Source organism: Marinitoga sp. 1137 (assembly GCF_001941525.1).
Classification (GTDB): Bacteria; Thermotogota; Thermotogae; order Petrotogales; family Petrotogaceae; genus Marinitoga; species Marinitoga piezophila.
The window spans coordinates 65,391-85,589 of the sequence record NZ_CP009471.1; the positions used below are offsets into that span (position 1 = coordinate 65,391).

Sequence of the window (20,199 nt, forward strand, 5' to 3'; positions counted from 1 at the left end):
GATTATATGAAAAAAGGATTAATAAGTGCATGTATAATGGCAAAAAACGAAGAACAAAATATCACCAGATGTCTTGAAAGTATAAAAGATTTTTGTGATGAGATAATATTTGTAGATACTGGCTCAACAGATAATACAGTTGAAATAGCAAAAAAATACACAGATAAAATATATTTCTTTCCATGGAATGGTAATTTTTCTGATGCAAGAAATGAAACTTTGAAATATGCTACATCAGAATGGGTGTTTATAGTAGATGCAGATGAAGAAGCTTCTGAAAAGTTAAAAAATAACATAAGAAGTTTTTTGGAAAACTTAGAAAAAGATATTGTAGCTGTATATATACCTACAATTAATTATATGGATTTTGATAAAAAAACTACGGAAATAGCAAGTACAGCAAGATTTTTCAGAAATGGAAAAGTGAAATATGAAAATATAGTACATAATCAACCAATTTATAAAGGAAAACAGGTAAAAGTCGATTTCCCATTATATCATTATGGTTATATATGGACTAGATTAAGAAGAAAACAAAAAACAGAAAGAACTTTAGCTCTAATTGAAAAATATCTTAAAGAAAATCCAGATGATATATACTACTTAATACAATACATGAAAACACTTTCCATTGCCAATAAATATATTGAAAAAATGAAAATAGGAAAAAAAGTGGCAGAAATGCTATCTGAAAAATTAAGAAAAGGAAATTATAAACCAATTCCCATGGAAGTAGAGTTTATGTTTCTATGGGGAGTAGAATTAATGAATAAAGGGTATTGGGAAGATGCGATAAAATGGTTTAATATTGGAACCAAATGGAATCTGGATTGTTATTATGGTCTGATGAATGTTTATTATAATAAAAGGGATTGGAAAAATTTAAAGCAAGTTTCTTTAGAATTTATAAAATACTTAAATATTTTTGAAAATAGAAAAAGTGAAATAACCTGGTCAATGCAGTCATTATTTAAGAAAAACGAAGGGATTATATACTTAGCTTTATCTAAAATAAAAGAAAGTGATTTTAATAAAATAGAAAAAATTATAGAAGAAATAGATTATCAAAAAAATACAAACAAAATTTTGACGTTATTGGAAATTACGTTTGACACCTTCATATCTGCAAAAACTATGAAAGAAAAGGAAATAATATTATATATACTTGAAAAATTAATAGAGGGAATTACCAATAACATTCAATACTATCCTGAAAATCATATTAAATGGATAAAAAGAATAAAAACATTTTTTGATAATCTAAAAAATGATCCATATGAATTTTTGATATTTTTAGTTGAAAATTTTGAAAATGAAAAAAATATAGTAGGGTTACTCCTTTCATATGGAGACAATTTATTTGAACTAAGGGATTATGAAAAAGTATTAAAAACATTTTTAAAAATTAGAAGATTGAGACGTGAAGCATCTGACAAAGAAAAAGGTGTGATAGAATTATTAATTGGTGATGCTCTTGTAAAGATGGGAAGGTTTAATGAAGCGAAAAATAAATACAAAAAAGCTGTAGAATTTGAAAAATCATTGGCAAAATTTGTGCAGGTTTTAATAGAAGATATATTAACTCAAATGAATCCAGAAGAAATAATTCCAGCATATATAGATTTAAGAGATGAAATGAATCAAAAAATAGAAATGATATTTGAATTAAAAAGTTTCAATAAAAATGAATTATCCATATATGATTATTATCTTGGAAAAGTGTTTATACCTTTAAAATTTAATTATGCACTAAAAATTAGTTATAATAAAGAATTTGATGAAGCCTACGAAAAAATACTATTACAAATTTTTGATTCTATAAAAGATAATAAAAAATTTAAAGCTTTTATAGGATTAAGACTATATCATTATTATAGAAAAAATAAAAAATTTAAAAATGCAAAAAAATATCTACTTAGTGCATTGGAATTAAATCCTATAATTGCTGATTTAAAAGGAGGTCATTATAATTATACAGGTTTCTATTATGAGAAAAATATAGAAGAAACAGAAGATAAAATTATTGATGTAGTAAATCTTGGTGAAATAATGTCATTATTACCTGTGGTTAATCCGGTTAGATGTTGGTATGAATCAGAAAATAAAGGTATTTTTTATGTTTCTCCTCAACCAGAATACAATTCTATTTATGCGCTTGACAAATTCTTAAAGAAATTTACAAATTATTTTGATACAATTTTTCAGAATCCGCTCAATTCTAATGAATTAAAATATAATATTTCCAGAGCTATCAAAGGAAAAACTCTTGAAATAAATACAAAAGAAAAAATATTTGTTGGTGAAAGAATAACAATAGAAAACAATGAATATATAGAAGATAGAAAGATAAAAGAGATATATGATAGTATTATATATTTAAATCCGGAATATTCAAGAAATATATTTGAAGATATAAAATATTTAAAAGAAAAATTTAAAGAAAATTTGATACTTGTATTCAATCTTGATAAAAATCTATTAGATCGAGATCCGCGTGTTTTAAACATAATAAATATAATGAAATTAGATAAATTTATCGAAACAATTGGTAAACCATATGAATCAAAAATAATAGCTGATAAATACCTTTATATTCATTATAAAAAATGATATAATAAAATAAGAAAATAAAAAATTAATTGGAGGTGGATGTAGTGTCATTAAAAGATCCTATTTTAAAAGAAGCTAAAAACAAAATGGATAAAACAGTAAAACATCTTGAAGATGAATATAAAAAATTAAGAACAGGAAGACCTTCTCCTGCTATGTTTGAAGAAATAATGGTTGACTATTATGGAACTCCTACGCCAATAAATCAAACTGCGACATTAACAGTTGGGGAAGATAGAACAGTTGTAATTACTCCATGGGATAAGAGTTTGTGTGCAAAAATTGAAAAAGCCATAAATGCAGCAAATTTAGGTATGATGGCATCTACAGATGGAAATGTCGTAAGAGTTAAATTTCCAAATCCAACTGTAGAAGATAGAAAAAAATGGGTAAAACATGCTAAAGAATTGGCAGAAGAATTTAAAATCGCATTAAGGAATATAAGAAGAGAAGATATGAAAATAGTAAAAGAAAAACAGAAAAATGGAGAAATTCCAGAAGATGATGCAAGGAAATTAGAAGATGAAATACAAAAAATATTAAAAGAACATGAAGGAAAAATAGATGAAGTATTCCATAAAAAAGAAAAGGAGATAATGGACTCTTGACAGCAATAAGAAAAATCCCCACTCATGTGGGGATTATTATGGATGGTAATGGAAGATGGGCTAAACAACGCGGGTTAAAAAGAACAATGGGGCATGAAAAAGGTGCTAAAGTTGCAGAAGATGTAATACAATGGGCTTCTGATTTTGGCATTAAATATTTAACCTTATACTCATTTTCCACTGAAAATTGGAAAAGACCTCCTGAAGAAGTAAAATATCTTTTTTCTTTAATGGTTAGATATTTAGAATCTCGATTAAATAAAATAGTTAGGGAAAATGTTAGAGTGAGATTTCTCGGAAGAATTGAAGAATTACCTGAAAATGTATATAAAGTCTGTAAAAAAATAGAAGAAAAAAGCAAAAACAATACAAAAATTCAGGTAATTCTTGCAGTTAATTATGGTGGAAGACAGGAAATAGTTGATTCTGTCAACAAATTAATATCTTCAGGAAAAAAAGAAATATCAATAGATGATATTTCAACTAACTTATATTTTCCTGATGTTCCTGATCCTGAATTAATAATAAGAACATCTGGTGAAATAAGAATAAGTAATTTTTTATTATGGCAATTAGCGTATTCAGAACTATATTTTACAGATATTCTCTGGCCGGATTTTACCAAAAATGATTTAGAAAAGGCATTAATAGATTATTCTAATAGGGATAGAAGATTTGGTGGTATTTCATCAGATGAGGGAAGTGGCAATATTGGCAGTAAATAAGAAAAATTTATTTATCAGAACTCTATCTGGCTTCATACTTGGTCCGGTAGTAGTTTTTTCTGTATTTACTTTTCCAACAACAATTGGTTTAGTAACAACCATAGTATTATTAACAGCTATGGAATATTTTGAAATGACTCTGGATAATATTGATCATAAAATTAAGATCTTTTTATCTTTAATGGCAGCTTTTACAAGTGCGGTATACGGATTTACATTAAGAACATATTATGCAGGATTGATATTTTTTGATCCAATTACAATATACGTAATGTCAATAGTAATAGTTGCATTAATTAGTTTATTTATTTTAAAAGATAATATTAAATATAAAAATGTAATAACCAGCTATACATATGCATTAATAGCAATATCATTATTTTTATCGTATTTTTATCATATTATTTTAAATTACGGTTTTACTACAGGATTATTAGCCCTAACCTCTGTTTGGGTATATGACATAGGAGCATATTTTGTTGGGTTAAATATAGGAAAACATAAATTAGCACCTGTATATTCACCTAAAAAAAGTATAGAAGGATTCATTGGAGGAATAATTTTTACGTACGTATATATAATAATATTTGAATATATTAGAGAAATTTTTGATTTAAATATGATAGACCCGTTAAGAGCGATAATATTTGCAATTGCTATAGGTATAGTTGATACTGTTGGTGATTTGACAGAATCAGCTCTAAAAAGAACATATAATTTAAAAGATTCAGGAGAAATTTTACCTGGACATGGTGGAATGTATGATAGAATAGATGGAGTATTATACCTTGCACCTACGTTTTATTTTTTAATGAAAATATTAAGAGTATAATGGAGGTATAAATATATGACATCAGAAGAGATTAGAAAATCATTTTTGGAATATTTCGAAAAAAATGGTCATAAAGTAATGAAAAGTTTTCCATTAATTCCTTCAGATCCGCAATTATTGTTTACAGTTGCAGGTATGGTACCATTTAAACCAATATTTTGGGGAAAAGTGGAACCAACTTATACGAGGATAGCTACGTGTCAAAAATGTATTAGAACCAATGATATTGAAAACGTTGGAAGAACCGCAAGACATCAAACATTTTTTGAAATGCTTGGTAATTTTTCTTTTGGAGATTATTTTAAAGAAGGTGCAATTAAATATGCATGGGAATTTTTAACAAAAGTATTAAAACTTCCAGAAGAAAAATTATGGGTTTCTGTTTATAAAGACGATGAAGAAGCTTATAATATCTGGAAAGATATAATAGGTGTACCAGAAAACAAAATATTAAAAATGGGTAAAGAGGATAATTGGTGGGGTCCTGTTGGCCCAACCGGTCCATGTGGTCCATCCTCCGAAATATATTTTGATACAGGAATGGTTGAACTTTGTCCAAATCCTGATAATTGCACTCCATATGATGATTGTGGAAGATATGTTGAAATATGGAATCTTGTATTTACAGAATATTACCAGGATGAAAAGGGAAATCTTGAACCATTACCAAGAAAAAATATTGATACCGGTGCAGGTCTTGAAAGGGTTGTTGCAGCTGTACAAGGGGTATATCAGAATTTTGAAACAGATTTATTTATGCCTATTATTAATAAAATAGAATCTGTATTTAATGTAAAATTTAAAGAAAATGAAAAAACAGACGTTTCAATAAAAGTAATTGCTGATCATTCGAGAGCTGTTACATTCCTTGTATCAGAAGGAATACTACCTTCAAATGAAGGTAGAGGTTATGTATTAAGAAGAATATTAAGAAGAGCCTTAAGACATGGCGCATTACTTGGGAAGAAAGAACCATTTATTAATAAAATAATAGATGCTGTATTTGAAAAGTATGGCGATATATATCCAGAGATTATAGAGAAAAAAGATTTCATAAAGAAAATAGTTGAAACTGAAGAAAAAAGATTCCTTGAAACATTGGATAAAGGAACAGAAAAATTAATAAATTACATGAAAAATACTGAAAATAAAATAATAGATGGTGAGTTTGCATTTGAATTATATGATACATATGGTTTCCCGCTTGATATAACGAAAGAAATAGCCGAAGAAAATGGTTTTGGAATTGATGAAGAAGGATTTAATAAGCAAATGGAGCTTCAGAAAAAACGTGCAAGAGAAGCCGCTGGTGAAAAGGAATATGCGAAAATGAATCCGGCATATAAATTTGTTGGTGATGAAATAAAAACTACAGATTTTACAGGTTATGAAAAAATAGAAGATGAAGGAGAAATATTATATATTATAAAAGAAGAAGAAATAATCGATAGTGCTGGTGAAGGTGAAGAAGTAGTAGTAATTACAAATAAAACACCATTTTATGCTGAAAAAGGCGGACAAATTGGAGATACAGGAATAATAAAAGGAGCTGGATTTGAATTTGAAGTAAAAGATACTAAAATAATAAATAATGAAGTAATAGGACACTTTGGTGTTGTAAAATTAGGGATTATTAAACGCAATGAAAAAGCTAAATTGATAATTAATAAAGAAAGACGACAAAATATAAAAAGAAACCATACAGCTACACATTTATTACATAAAGCATTAAGAGAAGTATTAGGAACACATGTAAAACAGGCTGGTTCGTTGGTAACAGACGAAAAACTTAGATTTGACTTTTCACATTACGAAGCAATGAAACCAGAAGAAATAAAAGCAGTAGAAAAGCTTGTAAATGAAAAAATACTTGAAAATATAAAGGTTATTACAGAAATAAAAAGTCTTGATGAAGCCAAAAGCGAAAATGCAATGGCATTATTTGAAGAAAAATATGGTGATAAAGTAAGAGTTGTAAAGATTTCAGACTTTAGTTCTGAATTATGTGGTGGAACACATGTTTCTTCCACAGGAGAAATAGGATTATTTAAAATAACAACAGAAACAGCAGTTTCTGCAGGTGTAAGAAGAATAGAAGCTATTACCGGAATGAAATCACTTGAATATTTAAATGATCTAGAAGATAAAATAAATGTAATTTCAGAACATCTGGAAGCTGCGCAGGAAATTGTGGTTCCAAGAATATTGGGACTTCTTGAAAAAATCAGGGAACAGGAAAAAGAAATCAAAAGGCTTCAAGAAAAAATGACTTCACAATCTATAGATGCATTTAATGTAAAAGAATTTGAAGATACAAAGATCTACATGAAAGTATTTGAAAAGGTTGACAATGATGTTTTGAGAAATGTTACTGATATTGCTGTAAATAAAGTTGGAAGCGGAATAATAATATTATTCAACAAAAATGGTGAAAAAGTAAATTTTGTTGTTAAAGTAACAAAAGATATAGTTGGAAAATATCATGCAGGAAATATCGCAAGAAAAATAGCGAAAGAACTTGGTGGTGGCGGTGGTGGAAGACCAGACTTTGCACAAGCTGGAGGTAAAAATGCCGTTAAAATTAACGAAGTGATGAATAACATTCAAAATTATATAAAGTAAGCTGGTGTTCTTAAATGGATAGAATTATAGCCCTCATTATATTTCTTTTTTCATATACATTACTTATTACCGAAAAAGTAAATAGAACGATAGTGGCGATTCTTGGCGCCACTATCATGATGATATTTGGAATATTTGATAATCATATCGAAGCAATAAAAAATTATGTTGATGTAAATACTATATATCTTTTAATGGGTATGATGATCTTTGTTTCGGTTATAAGAAAGAAGGGATTATTTGAATATCTTGGAATAGTAACCCTGAAAATATTTAAGAAAAATGGATTTTTGCTCTATTTTGGTTTAACGTTTATGGTTGCATTGATGTCTGCTATTATTGATAACGTTACTACTGTATTGGTATTTATACCGATTACCTTAGCAATTACAGATTCATTAGATGTAGATCCGTTACCTTTTATATTTGGTGAAATAATGGCATCTAATATTGGAGGTACTGCAACCATTATTGGTGATCCACCGAATATTATGATTGCAAGTGCAGCCGGATTAAATTTCACAGAATTTTTTCTAACAAATGGTCCAATATCTTTTATAAACCTATTTACAATGCAAATAATAACAATGATAATGTTTAAAAAAACATTGAATTTTAAAATTGATCAGGAAAAAGTAAAATCATTTGATCCACATTCTGCAATAGGAAATAAAAAGGATTTTATAATATCATGGTTTTTACTTATATTAACGCTTTTAATGTTTATTTTTCAGCATCAACTTGAAATGGAAAGTTCGACAATTGCTTTATTCATAGGTTTCTTAGCACTTTTGATACTGGATAAAGATGAAGTTGAAGAAATATTGAAAGAAGTAGAATGGGGAACAATTTTGTTCTTTTTTGGACTATTTATAATTACGGGAGGTCTTGTAGAAACAGGAATTTTAAAAGACTTTACTTATTTTCTTGCAAAAATTGCAGGAGATTCTATGAGAAGCTTTGCGATGATGCTTATAGGTGTTTCAGGTACAGTATCAGGTGTTGTAGATAATATTCCATTTACGGCGACAATGATCCCTGTAATAAAAAATCTTCAAAATATTAATCCGGAAACATTTGGGAATTTAAACCCATTGTGGTATGCATTATCTCTTGGAGCATGTTTAGGTGGAAATTTTACACCTATAGGTGCATCGGCAAATATTATAGCTCTTGCAATGCTAAAACAATTTAAAAATGAAGAGATTAGTTTTATAAATTTCTTTAAATATGCAGCTTTAATAGTGTCTGTTAATTTAATAATTTCAGTAATATATATAGAATTTATATTAATATGAGGTGAGAGAATGAAAATAGAAGTAAATGATGAATTAATTACCAAATTAGAAAAATTATCAATGATAAAATTAAGTGAAGAAGAAAAAGAGATAATAAAAAAAGATTTAGAGGAAATATTAAATTATATGAATCAAATAGATGAAGTAATTACAGAAAATATTGAACCCATGTTTTCACCTGTTGAAAATATATTAAAAAATGTATTTCATGAAGATAAAGAAAAAGTTTCTGAATATATAGAAAATATAATAAAAGAATATCCAAATAAAAAGGATAATCTCTTGAAGGTGCCTGGAATTCAGAATTAATCATGAACAACAAAGGAAAAATATATGAAGATATTGCTGTAAAGTTTCTTAAAAAGAAAGGTTTTAAGATTTTAAAAAGAAATTTTACTACCCGTATAGGCGAAATAGATATAATTGCAAAAGATGGAAATACATTGGTTTTTGTTGAAGTAAAAGGCGGGAAGGATTATTATGGAAATCCTGCCTATAGGGTTAATATTTCTAAAATAAACAAAATAATTAGAGTAGCAAATATATATATTAATAAGTTTAAACCAAACTTTGAAGAAACAAGGATAGATGTAATTGGGATTAACGATAAATTTGAAATCTCATATTTTCCTGACCAAAGATTAATATAAGGGCGTAATGCCCTTTTTTTATTTGTTTATATTATGGTATAATATATGTGGAAAGCTAGCAGTAAAAGGAGGAGAAGATAATGGATTTAAAAGAAATTTCATATAAAAAATTAAATATATGGCTTGAAAAAAGCGATAAAATGCTAAAAAAAGAACTTGAAGAAATTAAGGATAATGAAGATGAAATAATAGATAGATTCTTTAAGGATCTTGAGTTTGGAACAGGAGGATTAAGAGGGAAGATAGGAGCTGGTACAAATAGAATAAATATTCATACTATATCCAAAGCAACACAGGGATTTGCAAATTATTTGAAAAGCATATGCAGATTTCCATCAGTAGTAATTGCATATGATACAAGAAAATTTTCATTTGAATTTGCTAAAGCAGCAGCTTCTGTTCTTGCTGCAAATAATATAAATGTTTATATATTTAAAGAAGTTACAGCTACGCCTATTCTTTCATTTGCAGTGAGACAATTAAAAGCTACAGGTGGAATAGTAATTACAGCAAGTCATAATCCACCGCAATATAATGGTTATAAAATATACACCTCAGATGGTACTCAGGCAGTACCTCATATAGCAGAAAAAGTAATTGAAGAAATAAAAAAATTGGACTATTTTGAAGGCATAAAAACTATGAAATTTGAAGATGGTCTGGAAGAAGGAATAATAAATTGGGTATCTGATGAATTATTTGATGATTACATAGATACGCTTGAAAGCTTTTTAAGATCTCTTGAACCTTCACTTGAAAATAATTTAAAGATAGTATATACACCTTTACATGGAACAGGTTTAAAACCAGTAAAAGAATTATTGGGAAGATTAGGATTTGAAACAATTATAGTTGAAAAACAGGCAGTTCCTGATTCAAATTTTTCCACTGTGAAAGTCCCTAATCCAGAAGAAAAAGATGCATTTAAATTAGCTATAGAAGCGGCTAAACAAAATGATGCTGATCTTATAATGGCAACAGATCCTGATTCAGATAGATTGGGAATATACGCTAAAGAGAATGGAGAATATATAACTTTTACAGGTAATCAAATAGGAGTTATGCTTGCCCACTTTATTTTGACAAGATTGCAGGCATTAAATATGTTACCAGATAATGGATTAATAGTAAAAACAATAGTTACAACAGACATGATAAAACCCATTATAAAAGAGTTTAATGTTTCATTGGAAGAAACTTTAACAGGATTTAAATTCATTGGTGAAAAAATAGAATATTATACTGAAAATGGTCAAAAAAAGTTTATTTTTGGATTTGAAGAAAGTTATGGTTATCTTGCAAATGATCATGCACGAGATAAAGATGCTGTGATTGCAGCTGGATTAGTTTCTGTTTTATTTTCTCATTTACAAAAAGAAAATAAATCTTTAAAAAAATATTTAAATGAATTGTATGAAAGATATGGCTATTATCTTGAAGAAAATGTTTCATATACCTTAGAAGGAATAAAAGGAATGCAAAAGATAAACGATACTATGGAAAAATTAAGAAATGAACCACCAGTAAAAATAGGAGAATATAACTTAATAGAAACTATAGATTATAAAAAAGGGATAAATAATTTACCTAAATCAAATGTTGTAGAATTGAATTATGATAATAAAATAAAGATTATAGGTAGACCTTCAGGTACAGAACCTAAAATCAAGTTTTATTTGATGGCAAAGGGAGAAAATTTAAACGAAGTAGAAAGTTTGATAAAAATGGCAAAAGATGTAGTGAATTTAATAATGGAATAATTATTTGAGGTGAAATTATGGAACCTAATCTTTTATTAGTGTGTAATAATGGAGATTTTTATGTTCCAAAAAAATGTGAATTTATTGATTTAAAAACATTAAAAATAGAACTATATGGTGAAGAGGATATTGAAAATATAAAACAAAAAAACGATGGAATACTCGGCTACTTTGTAATAAAAGAAAAAGTAGGGAATCTTGTTGGAATGAAAAGATTCCTGAAAATAGATAAGAGAATTAATAATTACTTAAAAGTAACCTTTGTTGATTTTATACCTGATGAAATAAGGGAACTATACGGTGATTATATTGAAGTAATTTCTGAATTTGTAGGATTATATAATATAATTCATGAATTAAATAGATTAATAAACCTTGGGAATATTCGTGAAAATTATGAACAGTGGCTTGACAATCAATTAAAAAATGTTCCTGATGAACATATTGATACGCTTGGAATGCACATTTCAAAATTTGCAAACCTTTATTTAATTCGTGTTTATGAAAATATGTTTTCAAAAAATCTAGAATTACTTGAAAAAGAAGAAAAGGAGATTGCTTATAAAATATTGGAAACAGGTGTTTTGAAAGAAAAGGGAGTATTTAAATAATGGAGGTAAATAAATGAGAGTAGCAGCAATAGTAGCGTATGACGGAACAAAATTCAATGGATTTCAAGGACAACCAAAAGTAAGAACAGTTCAAGGAGAATTTGAAAAAGTTTTAAAAAGAATATTTAAACAAAAAGTAATTTCATGGGGAGCAGGAAGAACAGATACAGGTGTTCATGGATATGGACAGGTTATAGCTTTTGATGTTCCAAATGAAAGAATGACACTTGAAAATATAAAAGATGCTTTAAATGCAAATCTACCAGAAGATATATATGTTAGAAAAGTTCTTAAAGTAAGAGATAAATTTTCTCCAAGGCATGAAGCAACAAAAAGAATATATCATTATTTTATATATCAAAATGATGAACCAAACATCTTTTTAAGAGATAGAGTTTGGTGGTTTCCATATGATTTAAATATTGAAAAAATGAGAAAAGCTGCAAAATATCTTGAAGGAGAACATGATTTTACGACATTTAAAACTGGAAACGATGATAGAAATCCAGTAAGAACAATATATAGAATAAGAATTTTAAAAATGAGAAATAATATTATATTAATAAGGGTAGAAGGCCATTCGTTCTTAAGAAGAATGGTCAGGAATATAGTAGGAGCACTTGTAAAGGTAGGGACAGAAAATTGGGAACCAGAATATATAAAAGAGATATTAGAGGCCAAAAGCAGGTCAAAGGCACCGGCTTCAGCACCACCACAAGGATTATACTTTTATTCAGTATTATTTTAATAATATCCTCAAATATATTTGCTAAAGAAAAAATAGGGCTTATTTATAAAGGCCCTACTTCTTTATTTTCTAAAATATATTATGAAATATATAAATATGCTGATATTGAAACGCCACCGTCTACTCTATCTGAAAGAATGGACGTTGTTGTCAATCTTCCAGAAATAAAAATCGATTTTAAAGGAAATGAATATATCGATAAGTTTGATAATTATAAAATATTAATAAGAAAAATATTAAAAGATTATTATCCAAGAAGAATATATGTTATGGCTAATGATTGTGAAATAGTATTGAACGATGGAGATAGGGTAAAATCAACATTTATAAATTGGGAAAATGAAGTATATATAAACATATACAAAAATGGTAATATTTTTAATGTACCTGTATCTATGCCGATAGGGGAAAGTATAAAAAGAGTTCCTGATAAATGGGTAAATTTAAAAATTGTTGGATATACGGGTCCAGCTACTTTAAATAACATACCTATTCAGTTGGATGAAAATATGGAAATCCCACCTGCGAAATATGAATTAATAACTCCATACGAAAAAGTAAATTTTGATACGACAGAAAGTGAAAATAATTATACTCTTTCTCTTATAAAAGAGGTTGTAGAAAAAGAAATTAAAATGGAAAATATTTATGCAATTTTTGAATTGGAATCTGGTATATCAATACTTGGAGAAAAAAGAAGCATATGGATACCGAAAAATGGGGATAAAATTCTTGATGTTGAAAATGTGGATTTTATATCGCCATATGGGATGCTTGATAAAAAACATGGTATTCAATATCATGGAAAGCCCATATTTTTATATGAATATAATTACACAGTTTACATAATAACCTCATACGGAGAAATTTTAACTGTTGGATTAAGAAATATAATTAGAGATATGGAAAGAAGTCCAGCAAGTATAAAAGTAAAAAATAATATTATAGAAATTACAACATTTGGCGGGAAAATGTATAGTATAGATCTAAAAACAGGAGGATTGTATTATAAAGGAATTACTTCAAAAATTATGTATAATATAAATTTAAATACTTCAGGAGTGTTTGAAATAAAAGATAAGAAAGTAATAATAAAGAATAATGCAATAAAAATAATAAAGATAAAAGAAAAAACATATAACAAATAAAAAAATTCCCTGGTATTTAGCCCAGGGAATTTTTTATAATAACAATTTTTTTTCAATATTTTTTCCTATAGCCTGTATTAATTGTGTAATAGATATTAAAATAATAATATCATAAATTAAAACATCAAATCTAAATCGTTGATAGCCGTAATTTATAGCCATAGCACCAAGACCTCCAGCACCAACAGCACCGGCAATTGCGGTATAGGTTATAAGATTAATTAATAATAAAGTTATATCAGAAACTATTTTTGGTAAAGTTTCAGGCAACAACATTTTTAATATAAATTCTGTATTATTCATTCCAAGAGTATGTGCGGTATCAAGCATTTCTTTAGGAAGAGAATTAAATGTATTTTCACTTAATCTGGCCATAAAAGGAATAGCAGCTATAGTTAGTGAAACAACTGCTGATTTTGGACCTATAATTGTTCCGGCTATTAATTTAGTTAAAGGAATAACAAGCACAATTAAAATTATAAAAGGTATAGATCTAAAAATATTTATAAATCCATCAAGAATTCTATAAATAATTCTTGAAATTGTATCATTATTAATAGAAGTTAAATACAATAATATTCCAATTGGAATTCCAAAAACAACGCTTAGAAAACCTGAAAAAAATGTCATATAAAGGGTTTCTAACGTAGCTTTTAGTAATTCATTATAAATATGCATCTTATAACACCTCCAGGGAATAAACGTGTTTTTGTAAATCATATATAAATTCCTTTGCTCCGTTTCCCTCAATTTCAATTATAAGTTTTCCAAAAGGTGCATTTTTAAATTCTTCTATTTTTCCGTATAAAATATTAAAAGTAATATTATATTTTTTTGCAATGTTATAAAGAATAGGTTTTTCAACATTGTTTCCATAAAAGATAATTTTTATAATCTTGCCAGTTCTTTCTTTTAATTTATTATAATTAAAATTAACATCCTTATAGAATTCATTATTTAATTCATTTTCAAATTCTGAGAAGAATTTATAAACTTCTCCATAATAATAAACTCTTCCGTTTTTCAAATATAGTATTTTATCGCAAATTCTTTTTATTACATCCATTTCATGAGTGATAATAATAGTTGAAATGGCCATTTCTATATTTATTTTTAATATTAATTCAAGTATTTTTTCAGTAGTTTTTGGATCAAGCGCAGATGTAGGTTCATCAAGGAACAAAATATCAGGATTTGAGACAATTGCTCTTGCAATTGACACTCTTTGTTTTTCTCCACCTGATAATTGTGATGGAAAAGCTTTAATTCGGTGATCAAGACCAACTTTTTTTATAATATCAATGACTCTTTTTTCAATATTTCTTTCTTTATTAAGAATAAGAGGCAAAGCAATATTATCAAAAACATTTTTTCTTGATAACAAATTATAATGTTGAAATGCAACGCCTATTTTTTTTCGAATTTTTCTTAAATCTCTACCTGATAATGAGGTTAAATCAATATTGTTAAATAGAATTTTTCCCTCAGGTCTTTTTAAAAGAGTTAAAGCTCTCAATAAGGAGGACTTTCCGGCTCCGGAAAGTCCTATTATCCCAACGATTTCGCCTTTTTTTATATTAAAATTAATATCTTTTAAAATGTAATTTAATCCATCATATGTAAGATTCAAGTTTTTAACTTCAAGCAAAACATTCACACTCCTTAAAATACTGGAACAACAGCCCCATTATATTTTTCTAATATAAACTCCTTTACCTTCTGACTTTGCAATAATTCAATTAACTTTTTTAATTGTTTATTATTTTTATTTTTTTCTTTTACTGCAATAATATTTGCATATGGTGAATTTGCATCTTCAATAAAAATAGCATCCTGCAAAGGATTTAAACCATTTTCAATAGCATAATTTGTATTAATAACTGCACCAACAACAGTATTATCTTCTTTGTAAGTTCTTGGAAGATATGCAGCGTCCAATTCTACAAAATTTAAATTATATTTATTATCTTTAATATCCGTTATTGTTACTTTCAATGAATTTGTTGATTTAAGGGTGATTAAACCATTTTTTGCAAGTAATAATAAAGCTCTTCCTTCATTAGTTGCATCATTAGGAATAACAACCTTATCACCGGATTTAAATTCTGATAATTGTTTTTTAGAATAAAAACCCATTGGTTCAACATGAATTTTAGCAACGGCAATTAAATCGGTATATCCTTTATTTTTTGAAAATTCTTCTAAATAGGGAATATGTTGAAAATAATTAGCATCAATCTGTTCTTCTTCTAACGCGATATTAGGCTGTACATAATCATTAAAAACAACAATATCTAATTTATATCCCGTTTCCTTTTCAAAATCATTTTTAACAAATTCTAGAATTTCAGCGTGCGGAATAGCTGTAGCTCCGATTTTAAAAACTTTCTCTTTTTCACTACATCCCATCAATACCAATAAAATTCCTACCAGAATAAATACCACTTTTTTCATAAAAAACCACCTCCATAAAAAATATTAAAAAAAAGAAGGCCGATTATTTCTAATCGGCCTTCTCAATTAAAACCACTCAGCACGAAAACAGTGTGGCATTAATCTTCATTAGAGAAGACCGCAAATGCCACATCATCATCATATTTACTTTATATAAAAATTCAAATGTTGAAAAATTTTTCATAAAATCACCTCTGTAATTTTTTACGATTTTAACATAAATAAAGTCAAATGTCAAGACTTTTTTTAATACAAAAATAAAAACTCCCGACATAAGTCGGGAGTTTTTTGGAGGCAACGGAGTGCTTCCATTATATAATCTCATGTAAGTTTTTTCAAAGCGAAGGATTAAAAATATTATGTCAAATATTTTGTAATTTACTAATATACTTACTTAGACCTCTGAGTTTTATTGCTACATAGTTTTTATTTGAGCGCCCCGACGGGCGAATCTCAATTCTATCAATTACTTGATGTAAAAAGTCTTCCAGTAAAACTTGATCATCACTATTAAGAATACTTATAGCTGTATCAACCATGTTCTTAATAGTTATATCGTCTATCTCTATAACTTCTTCATTATACCTTTTAATTCTTAACTTTAAAGATTTTATCTCATCATCTAATTTTTTAATTCTACTTTTAATACTTTCCGGATTTACGCCGTTTTCAACTGCATCAATAAAACTTTCTTCTAATCGTTTTTTCTTTTCTTTTAAAACATTTATTTTTTTCTTTTCCTCTAGAATTTCGTCTTTATGTTTTTGTTCTTTTAGTTGCATCATAGCTTTTATTCTTTCCAATAATTCTTCAGAATTTAAAATACCAAAAACATCATTTAAAAGAAAGTCTATTACAAAATTTTCTACTTTTTGTTTTGAAATTGAAGTAAAATGATCTCCTTTTTCTCTATTATTTTTAGCTTTTTGCCATTCAGAACAAACATATCTTGGATATGTTCCACCGTAAGGAGTCATGTGAGCCCCGCATACACCACAGTATATAAGTCCTTTTAACAAATATTTATGTTTACTTTTTCTTATTTTTCTTTTCTTCTTCATTTCAGCATGAGCTTTATTCCAAAGTTCTTCAGAAATAATTGCAGGTATTGCATTATTTACTACTACAGCATCATCTCTTTTAATATGAGATGTCCTGTGATTTCCACGTGCCCATACATAAGTCCCCTTATATTTGGGATTTCTTAGTATGTCATAAATTGTACTATAACTCCATTTATTCCCTCTTCTATTGGTGTAACCATTTTTATTCAAATACTCTTCTATTTTAATGCTGGAATATCCTTTTGCCGCTAACTCAAACATTAATTTTACAACTTCCGCTTCGCGTTCATTTATAACATATTTTTTCCTTGGTATTTTCTTCACTCTATCTCCGAAAGTTATTTCTTCATAAGTTTCTTCTACATCATATCCATATGGTGGAATTCCACCTAAAAAATAAGCTTTTTCTGCGGTAATTCTTACTTTAGTATTTATTTCATTCTTAAGATTTTTTAAATACCAATCAGCTACACTGGCCATAATATTAAAAATAAGATCACCAGATGTACCTGTTAAATCTTCAGATACAGAAAGAAGATCCACACCATATTGATTTAATTCAGCTTTATACCATGCAGCGTCTTTTATATTTCGTGCGAATCTATCAATTTTATGAATAATTACAGCATCAAATTTTTTAGATTTTGCATCTTTTACCATTCTTTGAAATTCTGGCCTATCATCGGATTTTGCTGATCTTGCTCTATCGATATATTTTTCTACAATTTCATATCCGTTCTTTTCAGCATATTCTGTTATTGCTCTTAATTGTGCTTCTATGGAATCATCAGTCTGATTTTCACTTGAAAACCTTGCATAAGCAGCAGCTCTTTTCATAACTCCTCACTTCCCTCCTTGCTAACCTTTTGTAAAGACAGAAGAAATTTATAAAATGCATAAAGCTCCTCCTGATCTAACTTCCTTTCATCCCAAAACATAAATCCAAATTCCTTCAAAAGATCCAAATCCTCCTCAGAAACAAGCACACGAACTATAATCATTTGCATCACCTCAGATACATTTTAATATTTTCTTACTGAAGTAATGCAAAATAATTTAATTAATATGATTAAACTTTTAAGATTAATATCAACATATATTATACTACATTTTTGTTATTTTGAGAAATAAAAAAATCGTTCCACGAAGGAACGATTTCCATTATATAAACATTTTTTCTTTTAAATACAGTTTATTGACTGATGACAACAAACTATTATCGATATAATCCGGATGATCATAAAAAAACTTATAAGATATTTTCTTTATATTTTCATCAATTTCTGATAACCATTTAAACTTAGATTTTACAAATTTTTCACCATCAAAATATCCTTCTGCAAATCTGTAATCATTATTAGCATGGGATAAATAAAGGTCAAATAAAACATAACCTTTATAGTCTTTCATTTTTAATTTTTTTTCGATTTTATCAAGTTCTTTAAAAGGATTAATATACGAAATCGATAAAATCAAATATTCATACTTTTTATTTTTAATTTTTTTTATTTTGAACGGTTCCATACCATTCACCTCTATGTTTTTTTATTATTTATGTATATATCGTATGTATTTTTTATTATTTTAATACCTTTTATTATAAATTCATTAACTACATTCGGGTCAGTAATAATTTTTGTCTTAGCAAAATCATTTCTCGCATGTGCATATTCATGCCTTTGATAGTAGAAATTATAGCATTTTTCTAAAGCATTTTCAATTTCAGAATTGTTAATTTTGTTTTTAACTTCATTTGTAAAATAATGTTTTAAGTCTTTATTATTTTTTTCAAAAACTCCTTGAAATGAATCCTTTTTACAATTAATTTTATATCCGTCACATATTATAGAACGCAAAAAAGCTTCTAAGGCTCGCATTATTGGCATTAAATAGAAAGAGTAATCAAAATCAAATGAAGTATTGTTTAATTCAACCTTTTTGTTTTGTTTGGTAATCAAATAAGCTGTAAATATTAAATTTTTAATTTCAATTGTTAAAAAATCAGACAGATTATTAATTATAGATTTAAACTCACTTTCAGCCTCTTTGACACTTGTATTAAAATATTCTTCATTAAGTTGAAGAATTTCTATATAATTTTTATATTTCGAAAGAAATTCTTGAATCATAACAAATACATCATGTGCTTTTCCCTGAATAGTTAATATATTTGTTTTATATAAAATTATTCTTAAATAAGTCTCAAAAAAATTACTTTTGACTTTAAAACTACCTATAGAATTTTGTGTTTCTACATCTTCAACTTCAAAATTTTCACTTAACATTTTCCTTAATAATCCAAAATCCTCAATTTTAAAATTTTTAAATGTAAAATTGACATTTTTAGTGTATTTTTTTATTTCATCAAGATCATATAAAGAAATATCAAATTCTATATTGTTTTGCTTTTCCTTAATCGCTTTTTTTGCTAATTCATCAGCTTTTGTATTTCCAGGATTATTTGTATGAGACTCTATTTTATAAAAATTAATATTCATAATTTTTTTATATTCTTCAAATTTTATTTTATAAACTTTTGCAATATCGCTTTTTGTTTTCCATTCTCCTATAGCCCATTTTTTTATTCCTTGATAATCATAATATATATCAATTTCTTTTGCATTATTTTGTTTTGCATATTCTAAAGCTAACAAAGTTGCTATTATTTCACCAGCAATATTTCTTGTACTTAAAAAATTCTGATCATTTCCGTATTTGTAAAATTCTTTCTTTATACCATTATGAATAATATAAATTCCAGACCCATAAACTTTTTCTTTGGCATCATAGCTTCCATCAACATATGCAACGACCTTATCTGGATTATTGGATAAAGTAGCAGTTTCTAATTTTCCTCTTTCTATTCCTAAATATTCTTTCGCATCTTCAAGAGAAGAAAAACCTTTATATTCTGCACCTGGAAAACCGTCAACTTGTTTTCTTGTTTCTTCCCAACTTTCATATATTCCTGGATTTCTTCCTTTTTTTACTACATAATATTTTTTCTTTTTCCCCATAAAAATCCTCCTTTAAAATTTTTATTTTAACCTCAAAAAGGTTATCACCTCA

Annotated in this window: 19 protein-coding genes; 12 read left to right on the top strand and 7 right to left on the bottom strand. The window is 27.2% G+C overall.

The genetic code is table 11. The annotated features are described in order from the left end of the window. Positions 1 to 6 precede the first annotated feature (6 nt). The 12 genes from LN42_RS00355 (at position 7) to LN42_RS00410 (ending at position 13,612) form a co-directional block, all read left to right on the top strand. Positions 7 to 2,610 (top strand): glycosyltransferase, encoded by a 2,604-nt coding sequence (locus tag LN42_RS00355; RefSeq protein ID WP_075780041.1) that lies wholly within the window; start codon positions 7 to 9, stop codon positions 2,608 to 2,610. 86 nt (positions 2,611 to 2,696) lie between these two features. Continuing rightward, entirely contained in the window at positions 2,697 to 3,218 is a 522-nt protein-coding gene (gene frr / locus LN42_RS00360; RefSeq protein WP_050899172.1) for a ribosome recycling factor, read from the top strand. Then, positions 3,215 to 3,943, top strand: a complete 729-nt coding sequence (locus LN42_RS00365) for an isoprenyl transferase (RefSeq protein WP_075780042.1) — start codon at positions 3,215 to 3,217, stop codon at positions 3,941 to 3,943. Before frr ends, LN42_RS00365 begins: the two co-directional genes overlap by 4 nt. Beyond that, a complete protein-coding gene (locus tag LN42_RS00370; RefSeq protein ID WP_175417947.1) occupies positions 3,930 to 4,775 on the top strand; it encodes a phosphatidate cytidylyltransferase in 846 nt (281 codons plus the stop codon). Before LN42_RS00365 ends, LN42_RS00370 begins: the two co-directional genes overlap by 14 nt. 15 nt (positions 4,776 to 4,790) lie before the next feature. After that, the gene (gene alaS / locus LN42_RS00375) at positions 4,791 to 7,397 is read left to right on the top strand and encodes an alanine--tRNA ligase (RefSeq protein WP_075780044.1); all 2,607 of its coding nucleotides are present in this window, start codon (positions 4,791 to 4,793) and stop codon (positions 7,395 to 7,397) included. Between the two features lie 14 nt (positions 7,398 to 7,411). Continuing rightward, positions 7,412 to 8,695 (top strand): SLC13 family permease, encoded by a 1,284-nt coding sequence (locus tag LN42_RS00380; protein WP_075780045.1) that lies wholly within the window; start codon positions 7,412 to 7,414, stop codon positions 8,693 to 8,695. Between the two features lie 9 nt (positions 8,696 to 8,704). Beyond that, positions 8,705 to 9,004, top strand: a complete 300-nt coding sequence (gatC, locus tag LN42_RS00385) for an Asp-tRNA(Asn)/Glu-tRNA(Gln) amidotransferase subunit GatC (protein ID WP_014295607.1) — start codon at positions 8,705 to 8,707, stop codon at positions 9,002 to 9,004. A gap of 2 nt (positions 9,005 to 9,006) precedes the next feature. After that, the gene (locus LN42_RS00390; protein WP_014295608.1) at positions 9,007 to 9,345 is read left to right on the top strand and encodes a YraN family protein; all 339 of its coding nucleotides are present in this window, start codon (positions 9,007 to 9,009) and stop codon (positions 9,343 to 9,345) included. An 80-nt stretch (positions 9,346 to 9,425) separates the two neighbouring features. Next, positions 9,426 to 11,105, top strand: coding sequence for a phospho-sugar mutase (locus LN42_RS00395; RefSeq protein WP_075780046.1), 1,680 nt, complete (start codon positions 9,426 to 9,428; stop codon positions 11,103 to 11,105). Between the two features lie 17 nt (positions 11,106 to 11,122). Beyond that, entirely contained in the window at positions 11,123 to 11,716 is a 594-nt protein-coding gene (locus LN42_RS00400) for a hypothetical protein (protein ID WP_075780047.1), read from the top strand. A gap of 13 nt (positions 11,717 to 11,729) precedes the next feature. Next, entirely contained in the window at positions 11,730 to 12,464 is a 735-nt protein-coding gene (gene truA, locus LN42_RS00405; RefSeq protein ID WP_014295611.1) for a tRNA pseudouridine(38-40) synthase TruA, read from the top strand. Then, positions 12,359 to 13,612, top strand: coding sequence for a hypothetical protein (locus tag LN42_RS00410; RefSeq protein WP_075780048.1), 1,254 nt, complete (start codon positions 12,359 to 12,361; stop codon positions 13,610 to 13,612). The genes truA and LN42_RS00410 overlap by 106 nt, the downstream gene beginning before the upstream one ends. A 33-nt stretch (positions 13,613 to 13,645) precedes the next feature. Here the strand turns inward: LN42_RS00410 and LN42_RS00415 are convergent, their stop codons facing one another. The 7 genes from LN42_RS00415 to LN42_RS00440 all read right to left on the bottom strand — a co-directional run bounded on the left by LN42_RS00415 (position 13,646) and on the right by LN42_RS00440 (position 20,147). Then, positions 13,646 to 14,290: a methionine ABC transporter permease gene (locus LN42_RS00415; RefSeq protein ID WP_014295613.1), complete on the bottom strand. Its 645-nt coding sequence runs from the start codon at positions 14,288 to 14,290 to the stop codon at positions 13,646 to 13,648. Position 14,291: 1 nt separating this feature from the next. Continuing rightward, complete coding sequence (locus LN42_RS00420) at positions 14,292 to 15,269, bottom strand: methionine ABC transporter ATP-binding protein (protein WP_232223905.1); 978 nt, start codon at positions 15,267 to 15,269, stop codon at positions 14,292 to 14,294. A gap of 5 nt (positions 15,270 to 15,274) precedes the next feature. Next, complete coding sequence (locus tag LN42_RS00425) at positions 15,275 to 16,066, bottom strand: MetQ/NlpA family ABC transporter substrate-binding protein (protein WP_014295615.1); 792 nt, start codon at positions 16,064 to 16,066, stop codon at positions 15,275 to 15,277. 362 nt (positions 16,067 to 16,428) lie between these two features. After that, complete coding sequence (locus tag LN42_RS00430; protein WP_075780050.1) at positions 16,429 to 17,967, bottom strand: recombinase family protein; 1,539 nt, start codon at positions 17,965 to 17,967, stop codon at positions 16,429 to 16,431. After that, complete coding sequence (locus tag LN42_RS10895) at positions 17,964 to 18,131, bottom strand: hypothetical protein (RefSeq protein WP_156865346.1); 168 nt, start codon at positions 18,129 to 18,131, stop codon at positions 17,964 to 17,966. The genes LN42_RS00430 and LN42_RS10895 overlap by 4 nt, the downstream gene beginning before the upstream one ends. 160 nt (positions 18,132 to 18,291) lie before the next feature. Next, entirely contained in the window at positions 18,292 to 18,654 is a 363-nt protein-coding gene (locus tag LN42_RS00435; protein WP_075780051.1) for a type II toxin-antitoxin system RnlB family antitoxin, read from the bottom strand. Positions 18,655 to 18,665: 11 nt separating this feature from the next. Next, entirely contained in the window at positions 18,666 to 20,147 is a 1,482-nt protein-coding gene (locus LN42_RS00440; RefSeq protein ID WP_075780052.1) for a viroplasmin family protein, read from the bottom strand. Between the last annotated feature and the right edge of the window lie 52 nt (positions 20,148 to 20,199).

What these genes read in the sequence shown, in the direction of transcription:
- LN42_RS10895 (WP_156865346.1), bottom strand. Translation starts at nt 18,131, where the DNA reads ATGATTATAGTTCGTGTGCTTGTTTCTGAGGAGGATTTGGATCTTTTG.
- LN42_RS00435 (WP_075780051.1), bottom strand. Translation starts at nt 18,654, where the DNA reads ATGGAACCGTTCAAAATAAAAAAAATTAAAAATAAAAAGTATGAATAT.
- frr (WP_050899172.1), top strand. Translation starts at nt 2,697, where the DNA reads ATGGATAAAACAGTAAAACATCTTGAAGATGAATATAAAAAATTAAGA.
- LN42_RS00425 (WP_014295615.1), bottom strand. Translation starts at nt 16,066, where the DNA reads ATGAAAAAAGTGGTATTTATTCTGGTAGGAATTTTATTGGTATTGATG.
- gatC (WP_014295607.1), top strand. Translation starts at nt 8,705, where the DNA reads ATGAAAATAGAAGTAAATGATGAATTAATTACCAAATTAGAAAAATTA.
- truA (WP_014295611.1), top strand. Translation starts at nt 11,730, where the DNA reads ATGAGAGTAGCAGCAATAGTAGCGTATGACGGAACAAAATTCAATGGA.
- LN42_RS00390 (WP_014295608.1), top strand. Translation starts at nt 9,007, where the DNA reads ATGAACAACAAAGGAAAAATATATGAAGATATTGCTGTAAAGTTTCTT.
- LN42_RS00355 (WP_075780041.1), top strand. Translation starts at nt 7, where the DNA reads ATGAAAAAAGGATTAATAAGTGCATGTATAATGGCAAAAAACGAAGAA.
- LN42_RS00440 (WP_075780052.1), bottom strand. Translation starts at nt 20,147, where the DNA reads ATGGGGAAAAAGAAAAAATATTATGTAGTAAAAAAAGGAAGAAATCCA.
- alaS (WP_075780044.1), top strand. Translation starts at nt 4,791, where the DNA reads ATGACATCAGAAGAGATTAGAAAATCATTTTTGGAATATTTCGAAAAA.
- LN42_RS00415 (WP_014295613.1), bottom strand. Translation starts at nt 14,290, where the DNA reads ATGCATATTTATAATGAATTACTAAAAGCTACGTTAGAAACCCTTTAT.
- LN42_RS00430 (WP_075780050.1), bottom strand. Translation starts at nt 17,967, where the DNA reads ATGAAAAGAGCTGCTGCTTATGCAAGGTTTTCAAGTGAAAATCAGACT.
- LN42_RS00380 (WP_075780045.1), top strand. Translation starts at nt 7,412, where the DNA reads ATGGATAGAATTATAGCCCTCATTATATTTCTTTTTTCATATACATTA.
- LN42_RS00395 (WP_075780046.1), top strand. Translation starts at nt 9,426, where the DNA reads ATGGATTTAAAAGAAATTTCATATAAAAAATTAAATATATGGCTTGAA.
- LN42_RS00400 (WP_075780047.1), top strand. Translation starts at nt 11,123, where the DNA reads ATGGAACCTAATCTTTTATTAGTGTGTAATAATGGAGATTTTTATGTT.